The 25,083-nt window shown below is 64.4% G+C and carries 26 protein-coding genes and 1 tRNA gene; 6 read left to right on the top strand and 21 right to left on the bottom strand.

The genetic code is table 11. The features are described 5' to 3' along the window. The first annotated feature begins 65 nt into the window (after positions 1 to 65). Positions 66 to 356 carry a DUF3039 domain-containing protein gene (locus E3T28_RS14910; RefSeq protein WP_134432759.1) on the top strand — a complete coding sequence of 97 codons (291 nt, stop codon included), beginning with the start codon at positions 66 to 68 and terminating at the stop codon, positions 354 to 356. A gap of 84 nt (positions 357 to 440) precedes the next feature. On the opposite strand, the gene E3T28_RS14905 is transcribed toward E3T28_RS14910, so the two are convergent. Together E3T28_RS14905 and E3T28_RS14900 are read right to left on the bottom strand one after the other, a co-directional pair. Beyond that, positions 441 to 1,763 carry a nicotinate phosphoribosyltransferase gene (locus E3T28_RS14905; protein WP_134432757.1) on the bottom strand — a complete coding sequence of 441 codons (1,323 nt, stop codon included), beginning with the start codon at positions 1,761 to 1,763 and terminating at the stop codon, positions 441 to 443. Between the two features lie 52 nt (positions 1,764 to 1,815). Further along, entirely contained in the window at positions 1,816 to 3,048 is a 1,233-nt protein-coding gene (locus E3T28_RS14900) for a beta-ketoacyl-[acyl-carrier-protein] synthase family protein (protein ID WP_198417213.1), read from the bottom strand. 242 nt (positions 3,049 to 3,290) lie between these two features. Here E3T28_RS14900 and murI point away from each other — a divergent pair, with 242 nt between their 5' ends. The 4 genes from murI to E3T28_RS14880 all read left to right on the top strand — a co-directional run bounded on the left by murI (position 3,291) and on the right by E3T28_RS14880 (position 6,484). Continuing rightward, positions 3,291 to 4,154, top strand: a complete 864-nt coding sequence (gene murI / locus E3T28_RS14895; protein WP_134432753.1) for a glutamate racemase — start codon at positions 3,291 to 3,293, stop codon at positions 4,152 to 4,154. Beyond that, the gene (gene rph, locus E3T28_RS14890; RefSeq protein ID WP_134432751.1) at positions 4,151 to 4,885 is read left to right on the top strand and encodes a ribonuclease PH; all 735 of its coding nucleotides are present in this window, start codon (positions 4,151 to 4,153) and stop codon (positions 4,883 to 4,885) included. Before murI ends, rph begins: the two co-directional genes overlap by 4 nt. A 4-nt stretch (positions 4,886 to 4,889) precedes the next feature. Further along, the gene (gene rdgB / locus E3T28_RS14885) at positions 4,890 to 5,480 is read left to right on the top strand and encodes an RdgB/HAM1 family non-canonical purine NTP pyrophosphatase (RefSeq protein ID WP_134432749.1); all 591 of its coding nucleotides are present in this window, start codon (positions 4,890 to 4,892) and stop codon (positions 5,478 to 5,480) included. Between the two features lie 92 nt (positions 5,481 to 5,572). Then, entirely contained in the window at positions 5,573 to 6,484 is a 912-nt protein-coding gene (locus E3T28_RS14880) for a cation diffusion facilitator family transporter (protein WP_134432747.1), read from the top strand. Between the two features lie 81 nt (positions 6,485 to 6,565). On the opposite strand, the gene E3T28_RS14875 is transcribed toward E3T28_RS14880, so the two are convergent. From E3T28_RS14875 to E3T28_RS14860, 4 genes are all read right to left on the bottom strand, one after another. Then, complete coding sequence (locus E3T28_RS14875) at positions 6,566 to 7,276, bottom strand: DedA family protein (protein WP_174776845.1); 711 nt, start codon at positions 7,274 to 7,276, stop codon at positions 6,566 to 6,568. 187 nt (positions 7,277 to 7,463) lie between these two features. Next, entirely contained in the window at positions 7,464 to 8,138 is a 675-nt protein-coding gene (locus E3T28_RS14870; protein WP_134432745.1) for a DedA family protein, read from the bottom strand. A gap of 1 nt (position 8,139) precedes the next feature. After that, positions 8,140 to 8,221 (bottom strand) — tRNA-Leu (locus E3T28_RS14865). Between the two features lie 53 nt (positions 8,222 to 8,274). Beyond that, a complete protein-coding gene (locus E3T28_RS14860) occupies positions 8,275 to 8,724 on the bottom strand; it encodes a LysR substrate-binding domain-containing protein (protein ID WP_134432743.1) in 450 nt (149 codons plus the stop codon). Positions 8,725 to 8,858: 134 nt separating this feature from the next. Here E3T28_RS14860 and E3T28_RS14855 point away from each other — a divergent pair, with 134 nt between their 5' ends. Then, complete coding sequence (locus E3T28_RS14855) at positions 8,859 to 9,884, top strand: TadA family conjugal transfer-associated ATPase (protein ID WP_134432741.1); 1,026 nt, start codon at positions 8,859 to 8,861, stop codon at positions 9,882 to 9,884. A gap of 111 nt (positions 9,885 to 9,995) precedes the next feature. On the opposite strand, the gene E3T28_RS14850 is transcribed toward E3T28_RS14855, so the two are convergent. The 15 genes from E3T28_RS14850 to E3T28_RS14780 all read right to left on the bottom strand — a co-directional run bounded on the left by E3T28_RS14850 (position 9,996) and on the right by E3T28_RS14780 (position 25,075). Beyond that, on the bottom strand, positions 9,996 to 10,445 hold the full coding sequence (locus tag E3T28_RS14850; protein ID WP_134432739.1) for a hypothetical protein: 450 nt from the start codon (positions 10,443 to 10,445) through the stop codon (positions 9,996 to 9,998). A gap of 4 nt (positions 10,446 to 10,449) precedes the next feature. Then, a complete protein-coding gene (locus E3T28_RS14845; RefSeq protein WP_134432737.1) occupies positions 10,450 to 11,592 on the bottom strand; it encodes a hypothetical protein in 1,143 nt (380 codons plus the stop codon). Next, entirely contained in the window at positions 11,589 to 12,086 is a 498-nt protein-coding gene (locus E3T28_RS14840) for a hypothetical protein (RefSeq protein ID WP_134432735.1), read from the bottom strand. The genes E3T28_RS14845 and E3T28_RS14840 overlap by 4 nt, the downstream gene beginning before the upstream one ends. A 44-nt stretch (positions 12,087 to 12,130) precedes the next feature. Further along, positions 12,131 to 13,717 (bottom strand): hypothetical protein, encoded by a 1,587-nt coding sequence (locus tag E3T28_RS14835; protein WP_134432733.1) that lies wholly within the window; start codon positions 13,715 to 13,717, stop codon positions 12,131 to 12,133. Continuing rightward, positions 13,717 to 14,223 carry a hypothetical protein gene (locus tag E3T28_RS14830; protein ID WP_134432731.1) on the bottom strand — a complete coding sequence of 169 codons (507 nt, stop codon included), beginning with the start codon at positions 14,221 to 14,223 and terminating at the stop codon, positions 13,717 to 13,719. Before E3T28_RS14830 ends, E3T28_RS14835 begins: the two co-directional genes overlap by 1 nt. A 70-nt stretch (positions 14,224 to 14,293) precedes the next feature. Continuing rightward, positions 14,294 to 14,962, bottom strand: coding sequence for an IPT/TIG domain-containing protein (locus tag E3T28_RS14825; RefSeq protein ID WP_134432729.1), 669 nt, complete (start codon positions 14,960 to 14,962; stop codon positions 14,294 to 14,296). Next, a complete protein-coding gene (locus E3T28_RS14820) occupies positions 14,962 to 15,330 on the bottom strand; it encodes a hypothetical protein (protein ID WP_134432727.1) in 369 nt (122 codons plus the stop codon). Before E3T28_RS14820 ends, E3T28_RS14825 begins: the two co-directional genes overlap by 1 nt. Continuing rightward, positions 15,327 to 15,941 (bottom strand): hypothetical protein, encoded by a 615-nt coding sequence (locus E3T28_RS14815; protein ID WP_134432725.1) that lies wholly within the window; start codon positions 15,939 to 15,941, stop codon positions 15,327 to 15,329. The genes E3T28_RS14820 and E3T28_RS14815 overlap by 4 nt, the downstream gene beginning before the upstream one ends. Positions 15,942 to 15,966: 25 nt before the next feature. Continuing rightward, a complete protein-coding gene (locus tag E3T28_RS14810) occupies positions 15,967 to 17,586 on the bottom strand; it encodes a phage major capsid protein (protein WP_134432723.1) in 1,620 nt (539 codons plus the stop codon). A gap of 2 nt (positions 17,587 to 17,588) precedes the next feature. Beyond that, positions 17,589 to 18,635, bottom strand: a complete 1,047-nt coding sequence (locus tag E3T28_RS14805) for a phage portal protein (protein ID WP_134432721.1) — start codon at positions 18,633 to 18,635, stop codon at positions 17,589 to 17,591. A gap of 51 nt (positions 18,636 to 18,686) precedes the next feature. Next, positions 18,687 to 20,258, bottom strand: coding sequence for a hypothetical protein (locus E3T28_RS14800; protein WP_134432719.1), 1,572 nt, complete (start codon positions 20,256 to 20,258; stop codon positions 18,687 to 18,689). A 265-nt stretch (positions 20,259 to 20,523) separates the two neighbouring features. Further along, complete coding sequence (locus E3T28_RS14795) at positions 20,524 to 21,072, bottom strand: hypothetical protein (protein ID WP_134432717.1); 549 nt, start codon at positions 21,070 to 21,072, stop codon at positions 20,524 to 20,526. A gap of 282 nt (positions 21,073 to 21,354) precedes the next feature. Further along, positions 21,355 to 21,621 carry a hypothetical protein gene (locus E3T28_RS14790; protein ID WP_134432715.1) on the bottom strand — a complete coding sequence of 89 codons (267 nt, stop codon included), beginning with the start codon at positions 21,619 to 21,621 and terminating at the stop codon, positions 21,355 to 21,357. Positions 21,622 to 21,813: 192 nt separating this feature from the next. Then, positions 21,814 to 23,439: an AAA family ATPase gene (locus tag E3T28_RS14785; protein ID WP_134432713.1), complete on the bottom strand. Its 1,626-nt coding sequence runs from the start codon at positions 23,437 to 23,439 to the stop codon at positions 21,814 to 21,816. A gap of 94 nt (positions 23,440 to 23,533) precedes the next feature. Next, a complete protein-coding gene (locus E3T28_RS14780; RefSeq protein ID WP_134432711.1) occupies positions 23,534 to 25,075 on the bottom strand; it encodes a recombinase family protein in 1,542 nt (513 codons plus the stop codon). Positions 25,076 to 25,083 lie beyond the last annotated feature (8 nt).

Here is a 25,083-nt window from a genome sequence, read left to right as displayed (position 1 = left end):
ACCAGACTCGGCATCTGCACTAGGCGGGCCTGCCCATGCGTCCGCGGGTTGTTTAGACTGGACGCATGACTGATCACTTTCGCGCGAGCATCGCAGAACCCGGAAACCCCGGCACCGGTGGCGGCACCTCGACGCTCGACCGAGAGCTCGAGGAACTCCTCAACCAGGAACAGATCGAGCCGGGCGACCACGAGCGTTTCTCGCACTACGTTCCCAAGGACAAGATCCTCGAGTCGGCCATCTCCGGCAAGCCGGTGCGCGCCCTCTGCGGCAAGAAATGGCTGCCCGGACGTGACCCGGAGAAGTTTCCGGTCTGCCCGACCTGTAAGGCCATCTACGAAAAGATGAAGGCCTGACCGACCCGTTGACGACTGCCGGTGTGACCTGCCGGTTGATACCTGCCGGTTGATACCTGCCGGTTGATGACTGCCGGTTGATATCTACCGGTACAGGGTCGGGATGACGGGGTCGCCGCGCCCGAGGCGGAAGGCCTCGATCGGTAGTTCCTGCATAACGGATGCGTGGTGCGCGCGGGCACGTGTCGTGCCGGCCGGTCCGAGATGGCGTTCGTCGATCACGCCGTCGGTGATCAGGGGCACCAGCAGAGCGCGGTCCCGACCCGAGGTGGCGGCGGACGGGATGTCAGCGGCCGGATCACCGTCGATCAGGATGACCTCGGCGCGGGCGATCCCCGCGGCGTCAAGCCGTCGCACGGCCCTCTTGCGGCCGCCGACCGACGCCTTCGCGGGCGACGTCTTGGCGACATTCACCCAGTCTCCGGCGCTGTCGCGGTGCGCGACGAGTTTGTAGACCATCCCCGCGGCGGGTGACCCCGATCCGGTCACGACCGAGGTGCCAACGCCGAAGGCGTCCACGGGCGACGCGGACAGTGCGGCGATGGAGAACTCGTCGAGGTCGCTGGTGACCGTGATGTGCGTGTTGACCGCACCAAGGGAGTCGAGCTGGGCGCGGGCTTCCGCGACCATGGTGGGCAGGTCTCCGGAGTCGATCCGGATCGACCCGAGGGCCGGGCCGGCCACCTTGACGGCCAGGTCGATGCCCTTCACGACGTCGAAGGTGTCGACGAGCAGAGTGGTCGCCGGACCGAAGGCGGCGACCTGAGCGCGGAAGGCGTCTTCCTCACTGTCGTGCAGGAGGGTGAAGGAGTGGGCGGCCGTGCCCATCGTCGGAACACCCCAGCTGCGGCCGGCCTCGAGGTTGCTGGTCGAGGCGAAACCGGCAATGTAGGCGGCCCGGGCCGCGGCGACGCCGGAGTACTCGCCCGTGCGGCGCGAACCCATTTCGGCGAGCGGGCGGCCCAGGCTGACCGACACCATCCGTGCGGCCGCGCTGGCGACGGAGCTATCGTAATTGAGCACGCTCAGGATGAGGGTCTCGAGGATTACGCACTCGGCGAAGGTGCCGTCCACCGTGATCAGGGGAGAGCCCGGGAAGTAAGCCTCGCCCTCCTGGTAGCCCCAGATGGTGCCGCGGAACGCGTAGTCGGCGAGCCAGTTGAGGGTGGGCTCGCGCACGACCCTGTTGTCCCGGAGCCAGGTGAGTTCGACATCCGTGAACCGGAAGGCCCTGATGAGATCGAGCAGGCGTCCGGTACCGGCCACGATGCCGTAGCGGCGGCCGGAGGGGAGGCGCCGGGCGAACGCCTCGAACTGGCACTCCCGACCGGCGGTTCCGCTTTGGATGGCGGCATCCACCATGGTCAGTTCGTACCGGTCGGTGCGGAATGCTGAGGATTCGGTCACCCGGAGAGCTTATCCGCCCCGACCGGTACGCGTTCTTGCCGGGGGAGAGGGCCTACAGCGCCCCGAAGGCGACGATGCAGTTCTGGCCGCCGAAGCCGAACGCGTTCGCCAGGGCGAACTTCACCGGCTTCTCCCGGGCGACCCGCGGCACGTAGTCGAGCGTGCAGTCAGGATCGGGGGTCGTGTAGTTGATCGTGGGCGGGATGATGCCGGTGCGGACCGACAGGGCGCAGAGCAGGCCGGAGAGGGCACCCGCGGCGCCGATCATGTGGCCCGTCATCGACTTGGGGGCGGTGACCGCGATGGAGTCGGCAGCGTTCCCGAGTGCCTGTCGGATGGCCGACGTCTCGGCGCGGTCGTTGGCCTGGGTGGACGTGCCGTGGGCGCAGATCATGTCGATGTCGCTCGGGTTGAGCTTCGACTTGATCAGGGCACGGGTCATGGCCAGGCTGGCGAACTTGCCGGTGGGTTCGGGCGCGACGATGCTGTGGCCGTCGCTGGTGAGGGCTCCCCCCAGCACCTCCGCATAGATCTGTGCGCCGCGGGCGCGGGCGTGGGAGAGGAGTTCCATCACAAAGACGACCGCGCCTTCGCCGAAGACGAGACCGTTGCGGTCGGCGTCGAAGGGGCGGCTGGCCTCGGCGGGGGAATCGTTGTTCTTGGACGCCGCGTGCATGGCGTTCAGGCCAGCGAACATGACGGGAGTGATCGCCGCCTCGACACCGCCGGCGATGACGACGTCCGCGTCTCCCATGACGAGCATGGTGCGTGCCTCGAGGAGCGCGTAGGCACCGCTGGCGCAGGCCAGGGCGCTCGCGTTGACCGGTCCGTGGATGCCGAGGTCGATCGCGACCTCGCAGGCGGCCATGTTCAGCAGGGCCGAGGGCACGAAGCGCGGCGGGATGCGCCGGGAGTCGCCGGCGTTGACGAGCTCGGTGGCCTCCTGGATCTCCGCGAAACCGCTGACGGCACTGTTGACGACGACCGCAGTGTCGATGCCTTCCATGGAGGCACCGAAACCGGCATCCGCCACCGCCTCGCGGGCCGCGGCGATTGCGAGCTGCGAAGCGCGTGAGGCGCGCTTGACCTGCTTCACCGTCATGTGATCGCCCGGAACAAAGTTCTTCACCTCACCTGCGAACTGTGTCGGTAGGCCGGATGGATCGAACTGGGTGATCCGGGCCACGCCGCTGCGCCCGCCGATGAGGCCAGACCAGGTGTCGCGCCAATTGTTGCCCAGAGGGGTCAGTGCGCCCAGCCCAGTGATTACGACTCGATCATTCACGGTGATCATCTCCTCAAACGACGAATGTGACGAAAATTCTGGTGCGGCATCCGTCGGTTGGCGGGGGCCATATTCCGAGTGTAGTTACGGCCATATTCCCCGATCGGAACGTGATCGAACCGCTTCGGCGAGACTGGGAATGTGCCGTCAATCTCAGAAAAAGGGGCAACACTCGGCCGCGTCGGACCGGACGTCCGGCGCACACGGGTGAGGGACAGGGATTCCGACTAAGCTCGATTGTCGTGACGGATGCACCGATTGGAATCTTCGATTCCGGAGTGGGCGGCCTGACTGTCGCCCGGGCGATCAAGGATCAGCTGCCCAATGAATCGATCCTCTATATCGGAGACACCGCGCATTCCCCGTATGGCCCGAAGAAGATCGCGGATGTGCGCGGCTTCGCCCTTGACGTTCTCGACGACCTGGTCGCCCAAGGCGTGAAAATGCTGGTCATCGCCTGCAACACGGCTTCGGCCGCGATGCTCCGCGATGCCCGAGAGCGCTACAGCGTTCCCGTCGTCGAGGTCATCCAGCCGGCGGTGCGCCGCGCCGTGCGCACCACTCGGAACAACCGCGTCGGCGTGATCGGCACCCTCGGAACGGTCAAGTCGCGCGCCTACGACGACGCGTTCGCCGCGGCCACGGACATCACGCTCCTGACCCAGGCCTGCCCGCGGTTTGTCGAATTCGTCGAGGCGGGAATCACGACGGGCGACGAACTCCTCTCGGTGGCCGAGGGCTACCTCGCTCCTCTGCGGGCCGCGGATGTCGACACTCTCGTTCTCGGCTGCACGCACTACCCGTTCCTGCGCGGGGCCATCTCCTACGTGATGGGGGACACCGTGACCCTCGTCTCCAGCGACACCGAGACGGCCAACGACGTGTACCGGCTGCTCGTGAGCCAGAGCCTGGAACGTACCGTGCAGGCGCCACCCAGCTACCGGTACGAGGCCACCGGCGACAGTGCCGAGGCTTTCCTGCATCTGGCCCACCGATTGATCGGGCCGGAAATCGGCCGTGTCGACCTGGTCGAGACCGGGGCCTTCAATTTGAGCGAGCTTGCCGAGTTCGCCGCATCGCATCCCAACCTCAAGGAGACCCCGTGACCGACACCGTGCGCGTAGACGGACGAACGAACGACCAGCTGCGTCCCGTCACGATCGAGCGCGGGTGGAGCGACCAGGCCGAGGGATCTGCCCTGATCTCGTTCGGGCGCACCAAGGTGCTCTGCACGGCCTCGTTCACCAACGGGGTGCCGCGTTGGATGGCCGGCAAGGGCAAGGGCTGGGTCACCGCCGAGTACTCCATGCTGCCGCGCTCCACCGACTCCCGGATGGACCGCGAATCGGTCAAGGGCCGCATCGGCGGCCGCACGCACGAGATCAGCCGACTGGTGGGACGCAGCCTGCGCGCCGTGGTCGATATGAAGGCCCTGGGTGAGAACACCATTGTGCTGGACTGCGACGTGCTACAGGCCGATGGCGGCACCCGCACCGCGGCGATCACTGGCGCCTACGTGGCCCTCGCCGACGCCCTCGAGTGGGGCCGGGAGAAGAAGTTCCTCGGTCAGAAGGCGCAGCCCCTGACCGACAGCGTCGCAGCGATCTCGGTGGGCATCGTGGGCGGCAAGCCCATGCTCGACCTGGCCTACACGGAGGACTCGCGCGCCGAGACCGACATGAACGTGGTCGTCACCGGCCGTGGCCTCTTCGTGGAGGTGCAGGGTACGGCCGAGGCCGCGCCCTTCGACCGCACGGAACTGAACTCGCTGCTCGACCTGGCGCTGGCCGGGACGATCTCCCTGACCGAGTTCCAGAAGAGCGCGCTGGGGCGTTAGAGCCATGCAGGTCGTTCTCGCCACCCACAACCCGCATAAGGTCGAGGAGCTGCGGCGCATCCTCGCACCGAGGCTCCCCGGCCTCGAGGTGCTGGCCTACGACGGACCCGAGCCGGTCGAAGACGGCGTCACCTTCGCCGAGAACGCTCTGATCAAGGCGCGAGCCGCCGCGGCGCACACCGGTCTGCCGGCCATCGCCGACGACTCCGGCATCTGCGTGGACGTGCTCGGCGGCTCGCCCGGTATCTTCTCGGCCCGGTGGGCCGGGCCCGCTCGGGACTCCGATCGGAACCTGCAGCTGCTGCTCTGGCAGCTGGGCGATGTCGCAGCCGAGCACCGCGGGGGACACTTCGCCTGCGTCGCCGCTTTGGCCATGCCCGACGGCACGGAATGGCACGTGACCGGAGAATGGCCCGGGCAGATCCTGACCCAGCCCAGCGGTGCCGGCGGCTTCGGCTACGACCCGATCTTCCTGCCCGACGGCTACGCGATCTCGGCCGCCGAGCTGACCGCCAACGTGAAGAACGAGCACAGCCACCGGGCGAGGGCGTTCGGCAAACTGATTCCGGTGCTGGAGACGCTGCTGGAAGCCTGAACGGCGCATCCGCCCGCCCTGCTGAGAACGGCACTCATTCCCAACTGGCGGCTGAACTGGCGGCCGGGTGCCGACGGCCATAGCGTGGAGGCATGGGTCACGATCACGCGCACACCTCGCACACGAACCGTGTGCGCCTGTCGGTCGCGATCGGGATCGTCTCCACGGTGCTCGTCGTGGAGGTCGTCGGCGCCTGGCTGACCGGCTCCCTGGCTCTGTTGGCGGACGCCGGGCACATGTTCTCCGACCTCGCAGGCCTGATCATCGCTCTGACGGCCACCGTGGTGGCGGCCCGGCCGGCCACCGACCGGCAGACTTTCGGCTACCAGCGGGCCGAGGTGTTCGGCGCCCTGCTGAACGGGCTCATCCTGGTGGGGGTGGCCATCGCCGTCGTGATCGGCGCCGTCGGCCGGCTGGTCGACGCCGGCGGCAGCGAGGTGCGGGCGGCCCCCATGCTGGCCGTGGCCGTGCTCGGCCTCCTCGCCAACATCACGGCTCTGCTCCTGCTGCGCCCGGCTGCCGGGTCGTCGATCAATATGCGCGGCGCCTACCTCGAGGTGCTCGGCGACACGCTGGGCTCAGTGGCAGTCATCGTGGCGGCCGGGGTCATCCTTCTGACGGGCTTCGTGCAGGCGGATGCGATCGCTTCGCTGGTCATCGCCGGTATGATCGCACCTCGGGCCTACGTGTTGCTGCGCGACGTGGTGCGGGTGCTGAGTGAATCGGTGCCGGCCGACACCGACGTCGCGGAGATCCGGCGGCACCTGCTCGAGACGAGGGGCGTGGTGGCGGTGCACGATGTGCACGTCTGGATGATCACCTCCGGCGCCCACGTCTTCAGCGCCCATGTCGTGGTCGAACCGGCGGTGCTGAGCTCGGGCGGCTCCGGCGCACTGCTCGATGATCTCTCCGCCTGCCTGGCAGACCACTTCGACGTGGACCACTCCACGTTCCAGCTGGAGCCGGCCGAGCATGCCGCGCACGAGGAGAACCGGCACCGGTAGCGGCCCGGGGGTTGATCGGCTCCGGTGTTGAAGAGCCCGGTGTTGAAGAGCCCGGTGTTGAAGAGTTCAGTGTTGAAGAGTTCAGAGGTCGTGCTTGTGGTCGTCGCGCTTGTGCTCGGGGATGTCCTCGAAGGTGTCGGCGTCGAGGGCAAGGCTTCCGGTTTGGACGGTCAGCCCGGCGCGCGTGTCCCGGCGGGCCTTGGACGCGGTCTGCAGATAGTGGAAGACGGTGGGGATCAAGGTGACGACGACCGCGCCGATCAGGATGAGGTCGATGTAGTTCTGCACGAAATCCGCGACGGGCGGTATGTAGCCGAGGAAGAAACCGAAGTAAGTGAGGCCGGTGCCCCAGAGAAGAGCCCCGATCAGGTTGTAGAGCGAGTATTTGCGGTAATCCATGTGGCCGACGCCGGCCGCCACCGGGGCGAAGGTGCGCACGATCGGAACGAAGCGGGCCACGATGACGGCCACGCCACCGAAACGAACGAAGAACGCGTTCGTGCGCTCGACGTTTTTGATGCTGAACAGGCCGGATTCTTTGCGCTCGAACACTCTCGGGCCGAATTTGTGACCGATCAGGTAGCCGACCTCACCGCCGAGGAAGGCCGAGAAGCCGATGGCGAGGGCCACCCACCAGATGTCGATCTGGATGACTCCGGCGAAGGTCAGCAGGCCGGTGATGACCAGCAGGGTGTCCCCGGGAAGGAGGAACCCCACCAGTAGGCCGGTCTCGGCGAAGACGATCGCGCAGACGCCCAAGAGGGCCCAGGGGCCGAAACCGTCGATTAGCATTTCCGGGTCGAGCCAGGGGATGACTGCCATGGGAAGCAGTGCGGTGTCAATCACTAAGAATCTCCTGTGGGCGTCGGTCAGATCGGCCGGGCGGCGGGATCACTGTGCTCTGTTACAGGCTAACGCGGTTTTCCGACAGTGCGCCGTGGGCCTGCCGTGGCCCTTCCGCCCTTCCTGCCTTCTGGGTCTAGGAGGTGGACGGGTCGTCGATGAGCGCGCTGCGGGCATCCAGCCGATTCTGGGCGCGATCGGCGAGTAAAGTGCGCACGCCGAAGATGATCGAGGCGGTGATGAAGACGCCGGCGATGACGTAGGCCGCGTTTTTCACACCGGGGATTGCGGCGGCGTAGTACCCGGTCAGGGTGAGGCCAACGCCCCAGGCCAGGGCGCCGACCAGATTGCTGGTCAGGAACTTGTAGTAGTTCATGCGGCCGACGCCCGCGACCACCGGCACGAAGACCCGGCCCCACGGCATGAACCGGGCGACGACCACCGACCACCAGCCGTATTTGCGGTAGAAGGCCTCCGTCTTGGTGATGGCCGTGCGGGTGCGGCGGCCGCCGTGGCGGTCCAGGTAGGAGCGGCCGTAGTGGCGGCCGAGCAGGAATCCGACCTGGTCGCCGAGGAACGCGGCGATGCCGGTGCCGACGGCCAGGACGGCGATGCTCAGGCTCGGCGTGGAGGCGGCCACCAGGCCCGAGCCGAAGAGCAGGGAGTCGCCGGTGATGAACGGGATGAAGACCCCGAGGAACACCGCCGTTCCGGCGAAGACGAGGGCCCAGATGAGCAGGTAGAAAAGCACGACGCCGGTACTCGCCAGCAGTTCGTTCAATTGGCCGTCCAGGGCCGACAGGTGACTCATGTGCGGGAGAGGGGACTTGAACCCCCACGCTCGAAAGCACAGGAACCTAAATCCTGCGTGTCTGCCAATTTCACCACTCCCGCGAGGTGCACTCCCAGTGTACTTCGCGGGAGTGGCCCGCCCGTGAACGTGCCGGTCAGCGGGTGGACGCGGCACCGAGCAGAGACTCCGTGAACGCAGACGTCCCTGCTCGGAGCGCGGCGACCACGGCCGCGACCGCCGGCTGGTGCAGGGATTCCTGACGGAGGACCATCCAGTACTGAAGCAGTTCCTGGAACTGCTCCGGCAACAGGCGCACCAGGTCGGGCTGCTGATCGCCGATGAAACAGGGCAGGAAGCCGATTCCCGCTCCGGCCGGGGTGGTCTCGACGTGCACGAACACGTTGGTGGAGCTGAGCGAGGCCCGCATGGATGGGACGAGTCGCCTGGGCCAGCTACACGAGGGACGGCGGCTGGTCGGCCCGCTGAGGCCGACGCCGCGCTGTTCCGTGGCTAACTCAGGAGATTCTCCGGGCGCGCGGTCTACTGCCGCACTGGTCCGGGCAGCAGCCGCCTGGCCGACTGGAATCTCCTGAGTTGGCCACATTCGTGCGTCGGTTGAGGGACATCCGTTCTCAGGTCTCGGCGGTACCGGCGACGGGCAGGCGCGGAAACGTCGGCCAGCAGGCAGGCTGTGGATAAGTCGGGCGTGGGCCTCGGAAGATGGGCGATCATGCAGGAATGAGCGAAGCCGTGCGCATCATCACCGAGCAGGTCCGAACCCGGGTACGGCGCGACGGCGTGGACCTGGCGTCGAACACCGGGCTCACCGAGCGGTACGTGCGCGACGAGGTGCAGCGCTACGCCGAGCGGGCGCTCGGCAACTCCCTGCCGCTGATCGCCGACGAACGGCAGGCAGCGCGCGAGGTCGTGGCCTCGCTGACCGGGTTCGGGGCGCTGCAGCCGTTCCTCGACGATCCCGGCATCGAGGAGATCTGGATCAACGCGCCGAGCCGGGTGTTCGTGGCCCGCGACGGGGTTCCCGAGCTGACCACGATGGTGCTCACCGAGCGGGAGGTGCGCGACCTGGTCGAACGGATGCTGCAGGCGTCCGGCCGCCGCGTCGACCTCTCCTCCCCGTTCGTCGATGCCTCACTCCCCGACGGCTCCCGGCTTCACGTCGTGATCCCCGACATCACGCGCGAGCATTGGGCCGTTAATATTCGCAAGTTCACCCGGCGCATCCGTGACCTGAACCAGTTGGTCGGGCTCGGGTCGCTCACCCAGCAGTCGTCCGAGTTTCTGCGGATGTGTGTGCTGGCCGGGCAGAACATCCTTGTCTCCGGGGCCACCCAGACCGGCAAGACCACCATGCTCAACGCCCTGCTCTCGGCCACACGCAAGAACGAGCGCATCGTGACGGTGGAGGAGACCTTCGAGCTCGACCTGGCGGCGCGGGACGTCGTGGCCATGCAATGCCGCCAGCCCAGCCTCGAGGGAACCGGGGAGATCACCCTGCGCCGTCTGATCAAGGAATCGCTGCGGATGCGCCCGGACCGCCTGATCGTCGGCGAGGTGCGCGAGGCCGAGAGCCTCGACCTGCTCATCGCCCTGAACAGCGGGCTGCCTAATGTCAAATTAGGGGTATGCGCCCGGCGAGCTGCTGACGTTCGCGCCCTTGACACCAGTTTACGGGCAAAGAGATGCCCCGGTCAGGGAGGAGCTGACCGGGGCGATTGTAGAGAAGGAAGCACATGGAAGGCTTGATCTACATACTCAGTATACCGTCGTTTCAGAGGCCTCGCGTTTCGGCAGTAGCTCCGAACAGGTCACCACGGGATTCCGGGTATGGCTCCGAATAGATGACATAGACCATGGTCAATTCACCGGCCAGGAGTGCGCCAGGTTGACGACCGTTCCCGTGGTGGTATAGGCCGACATGGTAGGGGGGTCCAAGACCAGCACGGTGGCCGCGGTGCCGGTATTGGCAGCCATCGCCGCCAGTTGCATGGGATAGGACGGGGCGAATCCGGCCGGTATCACGAACGCCTGGCCGGCACCCTGGGTCAGCTGGCCGACGACATAGACGATCCCATTTTTACGCCTGATTCGTGGAGTAAGGCCGTTCGATACGGTTGCTCCAGAGGCCAGCGTGATGGGCACCCAGAGCGTATCGTTCAGCTGCCCATTGATGCTGGTTAGGTTGGCCAGGATCGAGCCAACCACAGTGCTGACCGATGAGGCTAACCGGTTGAGGAAGCCGGAAAAGGTGGCCGGCACGGCTTCCGCTTCCGTGTATTGATAAATCCCGTTTGCATCGGTGGGCATGGCTTTACTCCAGGTCTCTAGTGATTACTTGCATGGTATTTTCAGGGGTGGACCAGGTAACGGCCCGGATGATACCGGCCAGGACAGGCTGGCCCGGCAGGGTGATGCTGGCGGCCATGCCAGGGCGGGCCGCATAATCGTTCACAGCGTCCACTGGAACCTCACGCCCCCGCTTCTGTAGCCGGGTCCAAATGTTCTTGGCCGCTGCCTCCACCTCGGCGTACGAGCTGAACTGATTGAACGGGGCGGCGGCATCCACGGTCAAGGTCATCACCTTGGAATAGGGGCGGCCATCCGTGGGATACGGGGACACATACCCGGTAGCCGACTCGTTATAGACAACGACCACCGCGTCAGCCCATAGGTCTTGGTCCCGGTCGATGTTGTCCTGAGCGTCAATGACTGACAAGGCACCGCTCAGGGCGATGGTGCCGGCCACCGGGGCGTCAGCGACGGTCAACTGGAATACCCCGTCCAGGTCACACCAGAGCCGGAGATTGGCCTGTTGTAAGTACGGGGTGAAGAAATCCAGGAACGTCTGGCCGGGCTTCATCGTGGGGTAGAGCGGGACATCAGCGTCAGTCGGGCCGGGGGCCAGGGTGAAGCTCCGGCCGGTTGCCAGGGTTAGCTCGGCAAACACTTCAGCTATCAGGGTTCGTAGCGTGTAGGACGAATACAGCCGGTCCGCTCCGTTCATGGAGCGTAGGTCCTCTAACAGGGCGTCATGGGTCTCCAGGTGCAGGACTGTTAGCCCGTCCTGAGTGATAGTTCTTTTCCGAACGTGCAAGACAGCCGAGATGCCCGCCGTGTCTCGGTACGGCGCGGCCGTATAAGTACCGGAGCCGTAGGCCGTAGACAGCGCTGATACCAGCTTGCCAGCCCAGGCCGTAGACAGCGCTGATACCAGCTTGCCAGCCCAGGCCGTAGACAGCTGGCTGACGGGCTTGACCGGGCCGTACTCCTGGGAATAGGTCAGGGTGACATCGGGGGTCAGCCGTGGGTCCAGTAGGGCGGTATTAGGCGGCGTCACGATGGTCAAGTCACACTGGCCGTATCGGCTCCAGGAGTCGTCAACTGTCAGGCTGGACTCTTTGATATTCAGCGCCACGCCAGCCACGGTGGCCGTCACGCTGCCGGAGGTAATCACGCGGCGACTTCCTGGAAAGGGACAGCGACGGTCCAGCAACTGCTGCCGCCCGGGTCAAGCTGAATGGTCGTCTCGTCAATGGGGACGTATTGGAACCCACCGGCGGGGAGGTCGGTGTCTGCGAAGGTGAAGACGGCTGCGGTCTTGTGTGCCAGGTCGCAGGCGCGGGCGTCAGCATGTGTCAGGAAGAGCAGGTTTAAGGCTCCAGTCATCAGTCCGCTAGACCTAAGCGTTACGGCGGGGTTGCTGCTGTCTAGTAAGGTGTGAACGATGTTCCGATTGGCGCGGTGAGCCTCGAACCCGAGGACTAGATAGGGGCGTATCGCGCCGCCAGGATAGGTGATAGTGGTTCCGGGTGCCCACTCGGGGACGAAGGTGGGCGCGTACATCATCATGATGGTTGAGTCCGTCGGGTCGGCCGTACCGTCCATAAGGGCGATGTTCGGGTCGGTGCCGTCAACGGCGGTGTCAATGTAGAGGATGTCGTCCGACACGTACGGCATGCTGGACGGGTCCGAGCCGGGCGTGGTGTAACCCATCAGTTCACCAGCTTTCCGTTGCGGTCAACAATGTTTGCGGTGATTCGGATGCTGCGGGAACGGTTCATAAACTGACTAATCTGACTTTCGGCGTCCGAGAGGGCGGCTTTAACGTTGATGGTGGCTGTCCTATCCTTGGCGGCTGCCCGGTCAATGTCGGCGCTCGCCTTCTCGGGGGTAGCTTTGGCGTCCACCTTGGCGGTGCGCGACTTGTTGGTTGCCCCGTTCAGGTCGTCCTCAACCGGTTTCACGTCGGCGGTTGCATTGACCGTGTAGTCGGTGACAAGGGTGCCGTCCAGGGCTGCGTTGCCAGCGTTCGCCGCGTCCGTGAAGGTCGTGTTGAACTGCCCGACAAGGCCGCTGCTGAGGATCGATCCGAGCATGGGCGCGAAGTCGATGCCCTGGTCCACAAGGTACTGATACGCCTCGGGGGACAGTTGCGCTTGTGCGATTGCAAGGTTGGCCGCGTAGTCGTTGGCTGCGGCCAGACGTTCGGCAACACCGGCGAGGAAAGCGGCCGGATCAATGGCCCCGGTCTCCTTGTCTTGGTAGTCGGTCCAGCTTCCTGCGGCGTCGTCAATGGAACCTTGGATGTTGTCGACGAGGGCAGCCTTAGCCTCCATTTCGGGGGCGCCCGACTGGGCATAGAGCAGCTCGGAGGCGGCAGCAGCATCAGCAATGCCGATTGCCTGCCCCAAGTAGTCCATGTATTTCTGCTGCGCCTCTGACGCCCGAAGCTTGGCTGCATACCCTGCGTCGGTGGCGTTGGTCGAGTTGGCGGCAGCGTCGGTCTCCTCGCCCATCTGCTTGAGGCGCCTATCGCCCTCCCGCCACAAGTCCTTAAGGCCGTCAGCGTTGCCCGCGTACGCCTGTGCCAAGTCCTTAAAGCTGGACCCCGACTCTTTCGCAGTCTTGGCGAGCTTGGTCAGGTTGATGCCGTCGCCTTCGGTGGCAAGGTCCTGGAGTCTACCAATCAGGTAGTCCATTGAGGCCACGCCCAGGTCACCGGTTTCGATGTACTCTTTCGCGAGGTCTTGCGTGCGGGTCTTGACTTCCTCGGTTGCGGTCGACGCGTCGCCTAGAGACTTCATGATCAGGCCGATCCCAGCCGCTGCGGCCAAGCCTGCCACCGCGCCGGCGGGACCGAATCCTGCAAAGGCGTTTGCGGCAACCTCTTGGAAAGCCCCAACGATGGAGTCAGCCGAGCCGTCGAAGCTTGCGGCGGACTCCCTCGCGGTTGAGTTGGCCTCCTGTTTAAAGTCGGTGAGCCCCTCCTGAGCTTTGCCTGAGCCCTCCCTATAGCTGTCACCGAGGGCCTTACCGCCATCCTTGGATTCGCGCCTTGCCGTGTCGGACAGCGCCTTGAAAGTCTTTTCAACCCTCTCAACCGCCTGCTCGGCGTCCTTAGCGCCATCCTCGACACCGTCACCGAGGGCTTTACCGGCCTTGTCGGCTGAGTTGGTGGTGTCGCGTGTGAGGTCATCGAGGGAGTCAGCGACTTCGGACAGTGACTTGTCAACGTCTTTGACGCCCGCCTGAAAATCGCGCGTGTTGGCGGCAATGTCAATGTTTATGCCCTTGGCCATTACTTACCTTCTAATGCTTCGTGGAACGTGCGAACAGTGGTTTGCACCCACAGGGACGCGATGCGGGGGATGAGCGAAGTAACGGCCGGGTAGAAGACGTACCCCTTGCGGTTCAGCGGGCGGAGCTGCTGGCGCGTGTGGCGGGTGACCTTGTGTGTTCCGCCCTTGCGTGAGCGGCGGTCATAGGTACGGACAAGGTCGCGCTTCGTGCCGAACTCGATGGCGGCGGCGTTCTCCGAAGGCTTCAGACCGCCCGACAGAGCCCGAGTGGATGCACCAGAACTGAGCTTGATGTTCTGGTTGGACACGGCGACGGTGCCCGTTTGGACCAGCACGCGGTGTTCTAGCCGGGTCTCCGCACTTTCGGCCATGGCCTTCCTGTATTCGGGGGCGGCCATCGCCTTTGTGTGCTTCCTAATTTGCGCCTGAATCTCTTTCGGTGCCCGCCGGATTGACAGGATGGTGGCCTGTAGTTCCCGGCTGTTGTACACGTCAAGGCGAATCAATGGGCGCTCCTAGCAAAGGGTGTCCCCGCCGGGCTTGTACATGGAACCCGGCGGGGTGGTCTTGTGGCTGTTACGCGTACGTGTACGCGGCGGAGGTCGCGGACACGCCAACGGCGTTAGTCACGGTGACCGGCTTGGAGCCAGCGGCTGCGGCCGGTGCGACCACGTAGAGGATGCCGTCGGTCTCGACAGTGAAGCTTGTGGCGGTGATCGTGCCGAACTTGACCACGGTTGCACCGGTGAAGCGTGAGCCGGTCACCTTGACGAGCGTCCCGCCGGCGATACCACCGGTAGCGGGTGCGGCAAGGGTGACGGTCGGGACGGTGGCAACGGCGGCGACGAGTGCGGGCTTGCCCTTGGAACCGAGCGATACCGAGGTTTCACCGAAGCTGTCCACGGCCCCGCCGATTGCGCCGGGCGTGACGATCAGGATTGCGGTGAACGACGGGCCGGAACCGGAGCGCGGCTTGAAGGTCGCGGCAACCTCGGCGCCCTCATTGTCGAAGAGGAAACGCGACAGGCTGTTGACGGTCTCCCAGTCCTGCACGTAGGTGAGGTCTGCTGCCCATGTTGCGGCGGTGGCCGCGCTGTACACGGCGGCCGGGGTAAGGCCCTTCCATGTGATGGTGGAGGCGCTCGGCGTGAACGTCACGTTCGACACGGCGGCCTCATAGGAGTCGGTGCCGAAGGAGATAACAACATCCTTGAGTACGAGCGGGTTGACAGCGATCTGAGCCATTATTCGGCCTTCCGGGTGATGACCTCAACGGTTACGTCGTAGGCCATATTGGTGTCTGAAAACTGCACTTTTTCGGCACGGCTCCAAGTGAGCCACTGGATGCCGTCAAGTTTGAAGAGGAGGTCATCGACGGAAGCGTCCAAGGCGATTTCCGCCTTCTGAGCGTCTAGCGCCGGGTCAATGAGCGTGAGGACGTACGAGACGATATGCGCGCCCTGTGGGGCCGCTGGTGCCTTCTCAATGGCGGACTGCTTGAGCATCAGCGTCACCTTGTCGAGCGTGTCAAGTCCGTCCTGGTAAGCAACGATCTTCCACGTCTTGGGTACGAGCTTCCGGAGTTCCGCCTCCAGTTGCTGGCGGGCGGTCATGCGACCACCGGAACCGGGTTCTTCGGGCGGATGATGTTCTTCACGGTCCAGTCCATCGGGAAGACATGGACGGTAAACCCGTCCGCGCCCATCTGATTTGACGTGTCAGACTTGGCCGCGTTCCACACGTTGCGCGCTTGCATAAGCTGAGCCTGCTTGTAGCGGAGCGGCACGGCACCGGCGACGGTTACCGGGGCGAACTGCTGGACCTGCACGCGGGCCGTGTCCAAGAGGACGTACAGCCCGGCGTCGGAATCGGGCGCGTCACGCCAGTCACGGCGGGCCGTGTCGAGGGAGTGCCAACCGCTGCGTGACTGAACGACGAACTCGACCGGCTCGACCGTCACCGAACCTGTGGCGGTGGTCAGCTTCAACTCAAGCGAGCTGATGCCTTCCACCGCGAACAGGCTGACGAGGGGCCAAACAATAACGATGGTGTCAGCAACCACGGAGGCCGTGAGACTGACAGCGCCAACCTGAGCGGTTACGCCGGTGACGGGCGCAAGGTCTACGGCGTTGCCGTCCTGGTCCGTCAGGCTCAGCGTGGTGGCCGTTAGCGGCACGTCACCGACCCAGAAGGGGCCGATCTGTTCATCTACGGTGTAGGCCATGACCGGCCCCCTTTCTTAAGGTTGGTTAGATGACGACAGCGGGAGTGACGAGGGCGAGCGCGGCGGCCTTGTGGACCGGGACGGCGACGTAACCGAACAGGGCCGGGTCGATGCCACCCTTGACAAGGTCGAGACCTTCAACACGGATGGGCGAGCCGCCGAGTTCGTGAACGGCAGCCGCGTTACGGTCACCGACGAGCACCTTGCCAGCGGTCAGGCCCGAGTGCGGAACAACCTTGAACGAGGCAATGGAACCCTCTTCAAGCCCGAGGCTGGCGTTAAGGAAGGCCAGCTTGTCCTGGTCCTGCGTGAACAGGAGCGAGCGCCACACGTCGGGGGCGACGAGCGCGAAGGACGGGGTGCCGTCAGCGTTGAGCACACTGAGCGCACCGTCAACGATGCTCACCATGCCCTTATCCGCACCGGACGGCACAGCGCCGGCGGTGACTGCGGTGCTGGCGGTAACGAGGGAGTCGAAGGCGTACTTGTCGGAGACCTTGGCGTAAGACTCGGTCATGGCGGCAAAGTAGGACGCCCAGAACTCGGCAACGCCGAAGTCGCGGAACTCGCGGGCGATGTCGTGCGCGCCAGCGATGCGCTGCACAGCAACCGAGTAAGCCTCGGTAGCCGGGGTGTTCGACGACACGAGGGCCTTGTTACCGGCCCAGAGTGCAACCTCGGGTTCGGTGGTCCAGCGCCAGCCCTTGACCTCGGGGGAGGTGAGCACGCCACCGGAGAGCAGCGGAATAACCTTGCGCTGGTAAGCCCGGCCGGACCACAGCTCGCCAAGGAACTGCGGCTGAACAATGTTGGTGCCGACCGTTCCAGCGCCCGTCATCTTCACGTCAGACAGCGCGGCGAACAGGGATTCGGCCCCGTCAATTTCGCGCTCGATGGTGGCAAGAAGGGTCTTGTCGCCGGTCTTGATGCTGTTGGCAAGGATCGAAAACAGGTTCGGCAGGCTGGTCGCGACGGGCTCGGCCTTCGTCGCGGTCAGGGTTGCGGGGGCAGTAGCTTCGGGCACGTTTGCGCCTTTCTGAGGGTTTGCGTCTTCGGGCTTGAAGATCGACTTGGTACCCTCAGCCGTCACTGTGACGGTCTCGGGGAGTGCGGTAGCTTCAACGGCAATGTCGCCGCTGTCGTCAGGAGTGAGTGCGTCGGGGGCGGGCACCGCATCGACGGGCACGGCCGGGTCGATGGTGTCGGGTGCTGCGGCCAGGAGTGTTGCGGAGGGGAACGCGGGTGCGGCGACAAGCGCGGCAGCAAACAGGCGGCCAGCGATGCCCTTGCCGTCTTTGATCTTCACGCCCGACACTTCAGCGGACAGGTGCTTACGCTTGCCGCTGGCAATGTCCTCAAGCGCTGCGTCGCCCTCTGCGGTCTTGGCGATGGAGAACGAGGCGACGATGCCCGCCGGGGTTTCTACGGCTGTCACACCCCGGCCAATGGCGTTCTCGCGGGCATGCTCAACGTTGAAGGACAGGGTGCCCGCAACATCCGTGGGGATCTGCACGGCACCCGCCTCGAAGGTGAACTTGCCGAGGTTGGAGCGGCACTCCTCGCCGTACGGCAGGAGCAGACCGGTTACGATCCGGTCCTCTTTGTTGGCCGTGAGCGTACCGGCGTCAATGGTAATGGTCGTCATAGTTAGTCTTCCTGCGTCGCGCCGATAGGCGAGTTGACCGGGGTGAGAAGGTCGGAAAAATCGAAGCGCACGCGCTCACCCTTGGGGACCACGTCGTCCTGTGACAGGCGGCCCTCAATGGCACCGGCCCAGTACGGCACGGCGTAGTCGAGTAGTTCGTTCCGCTTGCCCTCCTGCGTGCTGTAGGTCAGGGATGCGGTCGAGAGGGAACCGTCAAGGAGCGCGGCGGGCAGGGCGAAGAAGTTGGCCACGTCGAGCTTGGTGAAGTTGCGGCCCTCAACGAACAGGTCGGCGCTGGATGAGCCGAGCGCGTTGGCCTGGATGGAGTACGGGGTGAACGCGATAGCACCGTTAGGGTCCTTGCGTGCCTGCGCCCATGCGGCGACAACGTCCTTAGCTTCGTCAGCGGTGACGCCAGACTCGACCGTTTCGTGCAACTCAATCGCCGGAATGGGCGACTGTGCGCGGGCAATCCACGCGGTCTCTAGTGCGGCAGCGCCACGGAGCGAACGGGACGCCATGGTGAGCAGCCCCTCAGACGGGCCGGGAATGTAGATGACGGATTCGGAATCAACGGCTTTGTCATTGACAAGGATTCGCCCGGACGCGTCCGTCTTCCACAGCTCAATAGGGCAGCGTTCGGCGGCTGTGATGTTGCCGTCCGCGTCACGCTCCACACCCCACAGGGAGGCGCCGTGAAAGAAGATGTCATCGAGGGTCCACGCCATACGGTGGAACGGAGAGATGGACCCGTCAGTACGGCTGAGCCATTCGGGTTGCGTGGCAACCTCGACCTCTGCGTCGAATGAGCGCAGAGGCCGAGTTGCGATCAGGGCCACGAAGATCGACCGGGCTTTAACCACGGCCGGGATCGTCATAGCTTCTGCGCGGGTTATGAATTGCGCCGTAGTTCCGAACACGTCGGACCAAACAATTTTGCCAAGTTCGCCATCGGACCACGGCGAGACAATGCCGGTGTTCGCGTAAGACGCGGACAGGTCGGGCAGTGTCAGGCCGTTCGGCTTCGTGAGCCAATCAAAGAATCCCATTGTACCAACAATTGTACCACGGTATTCAGGTACTACTCAGGAAACATCCAGTCAGCTCCCAGACGCGGTGATGAGCATGACCTTCGATCTGACCGGCGTTCCGTCGTACACGCGTAGTGCCATGGACGCCGCCTCGATGGAAGTGATGTCGTCGTCCGGTTCGCCACGCCCGAAGCCCCAAGCGGTCGGGCCGATCTTGCGTTTCTTCACAATGGCAGCGGCCTCGCTCAGGTCGTCCTGCCCGTAATGCCCGACGTTGCCCGTATCAATCTCCTTCACCAGCAGCCCGGCGGCCGTGGTCACCTGCCGGGTGGTCTGTGGTTCCAACCTTGGGCGCGGCTTGGCACGCTGCAACGCCTCCACCTCGACAAGGATGACGCCGAAGTTGTCGTACACCAGAGGCACCTTATACTTGCGGGCCAGCTCCAAGGCGCGCGGGGCGAGCCATCGGACACCGTCGCGGTGGTCCAGTAGGAGGATGCGGCCCGCCCCGTTCTCCCGCCATGCGGCAACGATGGACGCTGACGCCTGGTTGGGTGCGGCGCTGATGCCAATGGCGAAGTGGCCGGGAGGCTCGGGCATGTCGCCGTCTATCTCGGCGGCCTTCCACTTCTCGGGTCGGATAATGCCCAGTGTTGCGCCGACATCGTCAAACACGCTCAAATATTCGCGGATGAACTGCGCCCGTGGCAGCTTGCGGTAGTTGCGTTCGATGGCCTCAATGGTGGTGAGCGTGTCAATGCCGGGATGCGCAGCCCGAACGACAGGCTCGGTCAGCTCCCACGTCTCAACGTCGTCAGCGGTCAGGTAATCGGGCGCCGAGTATTCCACTATCCCGGTGCCTGGTACGCCGTCCCTGCCGTCTTTGAGCGTGTCCCAGAGCAGGTTGCCGGTGCGGAACTTGGCGGCCGTGCCACAGATCAGCACCTGTGATGCGGGCCGCGTGTCGAGGGTGGGCAGTAGACCGGCGAGCAAGTCCTCGCCCATGCCAACATCAGCCTCGCCCGCTTCGTCCAAAAGGACGCAATCGAAGGCTTCGCTTCGGAACGACTCGGACTGTGGCGGCACCACGACGAAGCGTGAACCGTTCTTCCACTCGATGCGTTCCGACCCTGCCGACCGGTGCACCTTGAACGGGCGGGTGTCTTCGTCCGGGTAGGCGCGTTCCAGCGCGGGCACAATGTCCGAATGGAACCTCTTGCGCGCCATCAGGCCGGTGGTGCAGAGGGTGAACGCGGCAAGGTAGCCGGGTCGGACGAAGCAACGCCCGAGGACGATGGCTAACGCCGTGGTCGTCTTGGAGCTACGACGGGGAACAAGGGTTCCCATGAACGGGTTGAGCGGATACCCGAGGTCGTTGAGCGCGTTGGCGGCGTCGGCCATGACGAGCTGTTGCGGCTTCAACTTCGAGCCGCTGCCGTCGGTGCCGATCAGGCCGAGGGAGTGCGCGCCCGCCAAGAACTCGACCCGGCCCGGCTCCGCACCGGTGAACGCCGAGACGTAGCGGGGCGGAATGTGCGAATCCCGGAGAATTTCCCAGTTCTCGGGAAGAAAGAGATTGCTGTTAGAGCCTATGGCGGGGGTGGTGGTCACTTTCTCAAAAACTTTCTGTTCGGTCACCATCTCGGCACTTGCGTCTTACGTTTGCGTTTCGCGTTGACAATCGCGGCGCCCATCGAACCGCCGGCACTCCGGTTGCACTTGACATGGCTTGGTCCCACGTTCCACTGCTCGTCGATACCGGGGATGATGTGCCCGATGTCCCACCGTTGGCCGACCATGACGGGCTGACCGCAGCCATCCACGCATGGGGCGGGCAGGGTGGCGGTGAGTAGTGGCCGCATGCGCCGTGCGAAGGCCGCATACTCCTTAGTCCGGTGATGCCCGCTCATGCTGCCGCCTTGCGCGCCTGCTGGTCGTGGCGCGCACACATGCTGAGTGTGATGGCGGGCTGGTCGCAGCCGTCAACGGTGCAGTACCCGAGGCGGGTCTCGATGTGCTCGGTCGTGATGTGCCGTTGCGCTGCCCGCCTAGTGTCCTGCCGGGTGGAGTACAGCTCGGCGAACGTGCGGCAGGTCGGCAACGTGCAACGCACCACACCTGACAGGCCCGACCAGTCCCACACGACAGGACCCATCAGGTAGACCCCGTCGTCCGGGGCCTCGTTGGCAGCCTGGTCGCGGCGCTTGATGTAAGCGGCGTGCTTCCGCTCTGCCGTGCGTGCGAGTGCGGCAGTGGCAGCGTCGGCGCACGACTGACAGACCCGAGTAGACGGGCCGGTCCGTTCGCCTCGTGGCTGACCGCAGGTCGCGCACGGCTTGGCCCTGCTGGCCGCCTGCCTCACTTCGTTCTGTCGGGCGTTAGCAACGAGCCGTTCGGCAGGGCCGAGGGGTGGGTACACGCGGCGGGCTTTCGTCGTGCTGACCTCGGCGTCCATGAGTCCTAACGGCTAGTGATTGGTCAGGTTTTGTAGCAACCTTTGTACCAGTCTAACAGCTCCCAGACAACTCCCAGCGGGCACACAGGTACAAGGCCCGAGGCATGCGAAAGGCCGCCCCCTCCACGAAGGAGAGGACGGCCTGGTGTTGCAGTGTGCGGTGTGCTTACCGGTAGACCATGAACGCCCCGGCAATGAACAGCGTTACGAACGCGTACAAGCCCGAGATGGTGGCGGCGTCGATGCGCAGGAGCGCGGTGGTGAGTCTTGCTGCGTTCAGGTTCATCTGTTGGTGAACTCCACTTTGTTCATGGAGGCTCGCAGACGCATAAGTTCTACCTCGTCCTTGATGTTGCGTTCAAGAAACGCGGTCCGATCCTGGTAATCGAGGCCGTCCATGTCCCCTCCGTCCATGCATGCGCCACAGGCTGTGTCATCGCTGTTAGTGCCCACGTGGCGACCGTCCTTATGGGCAACGAGTGCGCGTTCCACCTGTGTGATGAAATCACTGTGAAGACGGTTCTTGAGTGCTGTTTTCGAGATTGCCATTTTGGCTCCTTCTGTGTGACGTTGCTGGAGTGGATGATTTAAGTATTCGATGGAGGTCAGTTAGTGCGAAAGTCCCTCTACGAGTCCCTCTACTGCCTTGACCTCCTGACCTGACCCCTTGCATCCCAGTCATAGCCCGGAAGTCGAGGTCAGTTTGGGGCCGAGGTCACCTGACCTACCTGACCTGCTGACCTAGTAGGCCCTGACGTACTCCGTCGCTGACCCTGACAGAGCCTCGGAGGAGGTTACGAAACGGGACTTCTGGAGGTGCTGCCGAATGGTGTTTTTGGACTGGCCGAGCCGGTCCACGAGCTGGGGCACGGTGACAACTTCCCCGACGGTCAGGTTCGCGGTGACCCACTGGTCGGACGTGTTGAGCGCGTCGCCCGTGTGGTAGTCGAGCACGGCACCGCCGCCGCCGGACATGATGCGGATGCCGTGGATTGTTTCGCGCTCGTCGCCTTTCTGCTTCCCTGCGTGCTCGTCCTCAGTTGAAATGCCAATCCACTTCTCACTGGGCATCCCGGCGACCGCGTGTCGGGTGTCATACCACATGGTGATGACGGTTTCAACGTTGGACGGGATCGTGCTGCCACCGCGTGAGCTGGGCTTGGTGGTGTTCTCGGTCTCGGCGTTCGGGTGGTGAAGGATCAGCTTGGTTGCGTCCGGGGCGATGGAGCCGATGCGCTGTACAGCATCGCGATTTTCGGCCGGGGCGACTTCGTCCTTCACGCCGGAGAGGCTGGAGTAGGTGTCAACGATGACGAGTGACGGGTCGAACTTTGCGGCTACGGCTTTCATGTCGTTGATGCTGGTGTCGTTGGACATGTTGCCACCCTTGTAAACGAGCAGGCGGTCACGGAGCACTTCGGGGTCCACATGGTTGACGTTGCACCATGCGTTTAGCCGCTTGATAAAGTCGCGTGTTCCTTCGCCCAGAACCAGCATGACGCGGCCCGGCTTGGCGGGACGCCCGAGGAAGTCCATGCCCATTGCGACGCTGAAACCCATGGTGAACGCAAACATGGATTTACCGATGTTGCGCTTTGAGATGAGCAGCACGGTTTCACCCGCAGGAACAAGGCCGGGGATGAGCCACGGGGTTGCGGCAAGGTCGTTGAGTTCTTCCCACGAGATGACCCCGCCGAGGCCGTCGTAAGCTTCGGAGTTGAAACGGCGCTGCCCTTCGGCGCGCTGCTTCAACTGGTTGTAATGGGCGTCAGCGCCCCGCTCGAACTCGGTGTCGGCGGTGATCTGCTTGAGGATGTCCTGGTCTGCTTGCGTCTCGGTCGGGATCGGGCCGCCGTGCCATGGCGCGAGGGGCGCCACAATCTCGATGAACTCGCCCAACTTCCGTGCCCTCATGGCGGCTGTCTCCTCGGCTATGGCGCGCGGACCCGCGTTCTCTGGACCCTTTAGCGCGGTGAAAGTTGCCTTGGGGTGTTCGGCGTGAATGCGCGCGATAGCGGCCGGGTCGGCGCTGGTGAAGAAGATGTCGAACTCTTCGTCCCAAAGGTCCGTGTCGAGTGTCAGGTGCACTGCGGTGTACAGCTCGCCGCCGATGGTTCGCCAGAACTTCATATGCTCAATAGCGGACTGGAACGACTTCTCGGCCTCGGCAAGTGCGGCATGGTGCTGTTCCAGCTTGTGCTCATAGTTCTTGCAGTCGCCGCAGGTCGCCCAGCCGCATGCGTCGTGCATCCTGACTGGTGGTTCGGGCTCGGTCTCGGGTCGGTAGTTGTCAATGAGCGGGCCGAATGATGTGCGCCAAGTCTCGGCAGCGGCTTCCTGCTCGGGTGTGGTGGTCCAGATTTCCATGTTCTACTCTCTCGTGTGTGGCCCGCCGTCCTCGCGGGTATACTGTGCTTCCAGTCTACAGGTAATCCACAGGGTTCTTTCAGGTGAGCATCAGCTAGCGCCCAGCCTCGATCCGGGTGAACTCGATTCGCTTACGGCCCGCCCGGATAACCTCGGGTTCGATCGACGGGTGCCGAAACGGGGCTACCTTCTCGGCGGTGGCGGCAGGGTTCACCGTGATTGCGAGGGTCGTTCGGATGAGGGCGCGGCGGTCCTCAATGCCCAGCCCTGCCCACTGGTCCAGGAACAGTCGTCCCGAACCGAATTGGAGCGCCCATTCGTCACTGGTCGGCGCCCTTCCTTCGTCGTCAATCGCGGAGAAGATGGCGACCATGCCCGCGACGTTCTCAATGACGGCCGCTTGGGCGGTCGAGCGCATCGCGGCGGTGAGCTTGGCGTCGATAGCCTCGACCTGTTGTTCGATGGTCGCAAGGGTTTTGCGGAGGGTGGCAAGGTTAGCGCCGGGCATGAGGGCAATCTCTTGCGCCACGGTGCGCTGACGGTCCAGCTCGGCACGCCCGGCACGCAAAGGCCCGAGGGTGGCTGCCTTCTCGGTGCTCAGGTTCCCGCCGTTCCGTGCGAGCGCCTGGAGGGCAAAGTAGACCTCTGCCGGTATGGCTGCTTCGAGAATGTCCCTCTGAATGGTCGGGTGGGTTTCACCGTGGCCTTGTACTGCCATCTTCCGCGAACACTTATAGATGGGCAGCACGCGTCCGCGACTGCGCGCCGACGCGGAGCGCATGGGCGAACCGCACACCCCGCAGGTGACAAGCCCGGTTGCAAAATGCTTGGTGACCTTCGGGCCGGGCGTGGTCTCGCGGGTCGGGTTCGCAAGTATCGCGGTCACCTGCTCCAGCTCGTCAGCGGTGACGATGGCGGGCAGACCCTCGGCCATTAGTTCGCCCTTGGACACGAGCAGCCCGGCGTTACGCGGACGGAGCACCATTTGACGGACCGTCTGGTACGACCACTTGTTGCCGCGCGTGGTGAGCACGCCCGAGTCGTTCAGCGCCTTCTGGACGGAGTACAGGGTTCCGCCGTTGAGCAGCACGTCGAACGCGGCGCGGACGTGGGCGGCCTCGGTCTCTTCTGCCTCGATGCGGTCGAGCTTGAACCCGAACGGTCGGACACCCCACAACGGTTTACCTTCGGCCAGCCGGTCAGCGAAGCGGGCGCGGAGCCGCTCAACCTTGATTGCGGACTCGTATTCTGCGATTGCCCCGGTGATGGTCGAGAGCATCCCGCCTGACGCTGTTGACGGGTCCACGGGTCCACCTGCGAGCGTGTGCCAGGTAACACCGTGACGGACGCAGTCGGACATGAGCCCGACCTTCTCGCCAGAGTTGCGGGCAAACCGGTCTTCAGCGACCGCAAGGATGATGTCGAACTTGTCGAGTTTGAGTGCATCCAGTAGGCGAAGGAACGCGGGCCGCGACTTGCCGGAGTAGGCGCTGATACCGTCGTCGGAGTACACCTCGACAACGGAATAGCCCTCTGTGGTGGCCAGTGCGCGGAGGCGGCGCTCTTGAATGTCGACCTTGTCAACCTTTTCGTCGCGCTCGCTGATCCGCGTGTAAACCGCTGCCCGTAGTGTCATGCTCTTAT

The sequence above is a fragment of the Cryobacterium sinapicolor genome, from assembly GCF_004403465.1.
Classification (GTDB): domain Bacteria; phylum Actinomycetota; class Actinomycetes; order Actinomycetales; family Microbacteriaceae; genus Cryobacterium; species Cryobacterium sinapicolor.
Note: the sequence above shows the minus strand (reverse complement) of the source record. Positions and strands in the feature narration are given on the sequence as shown.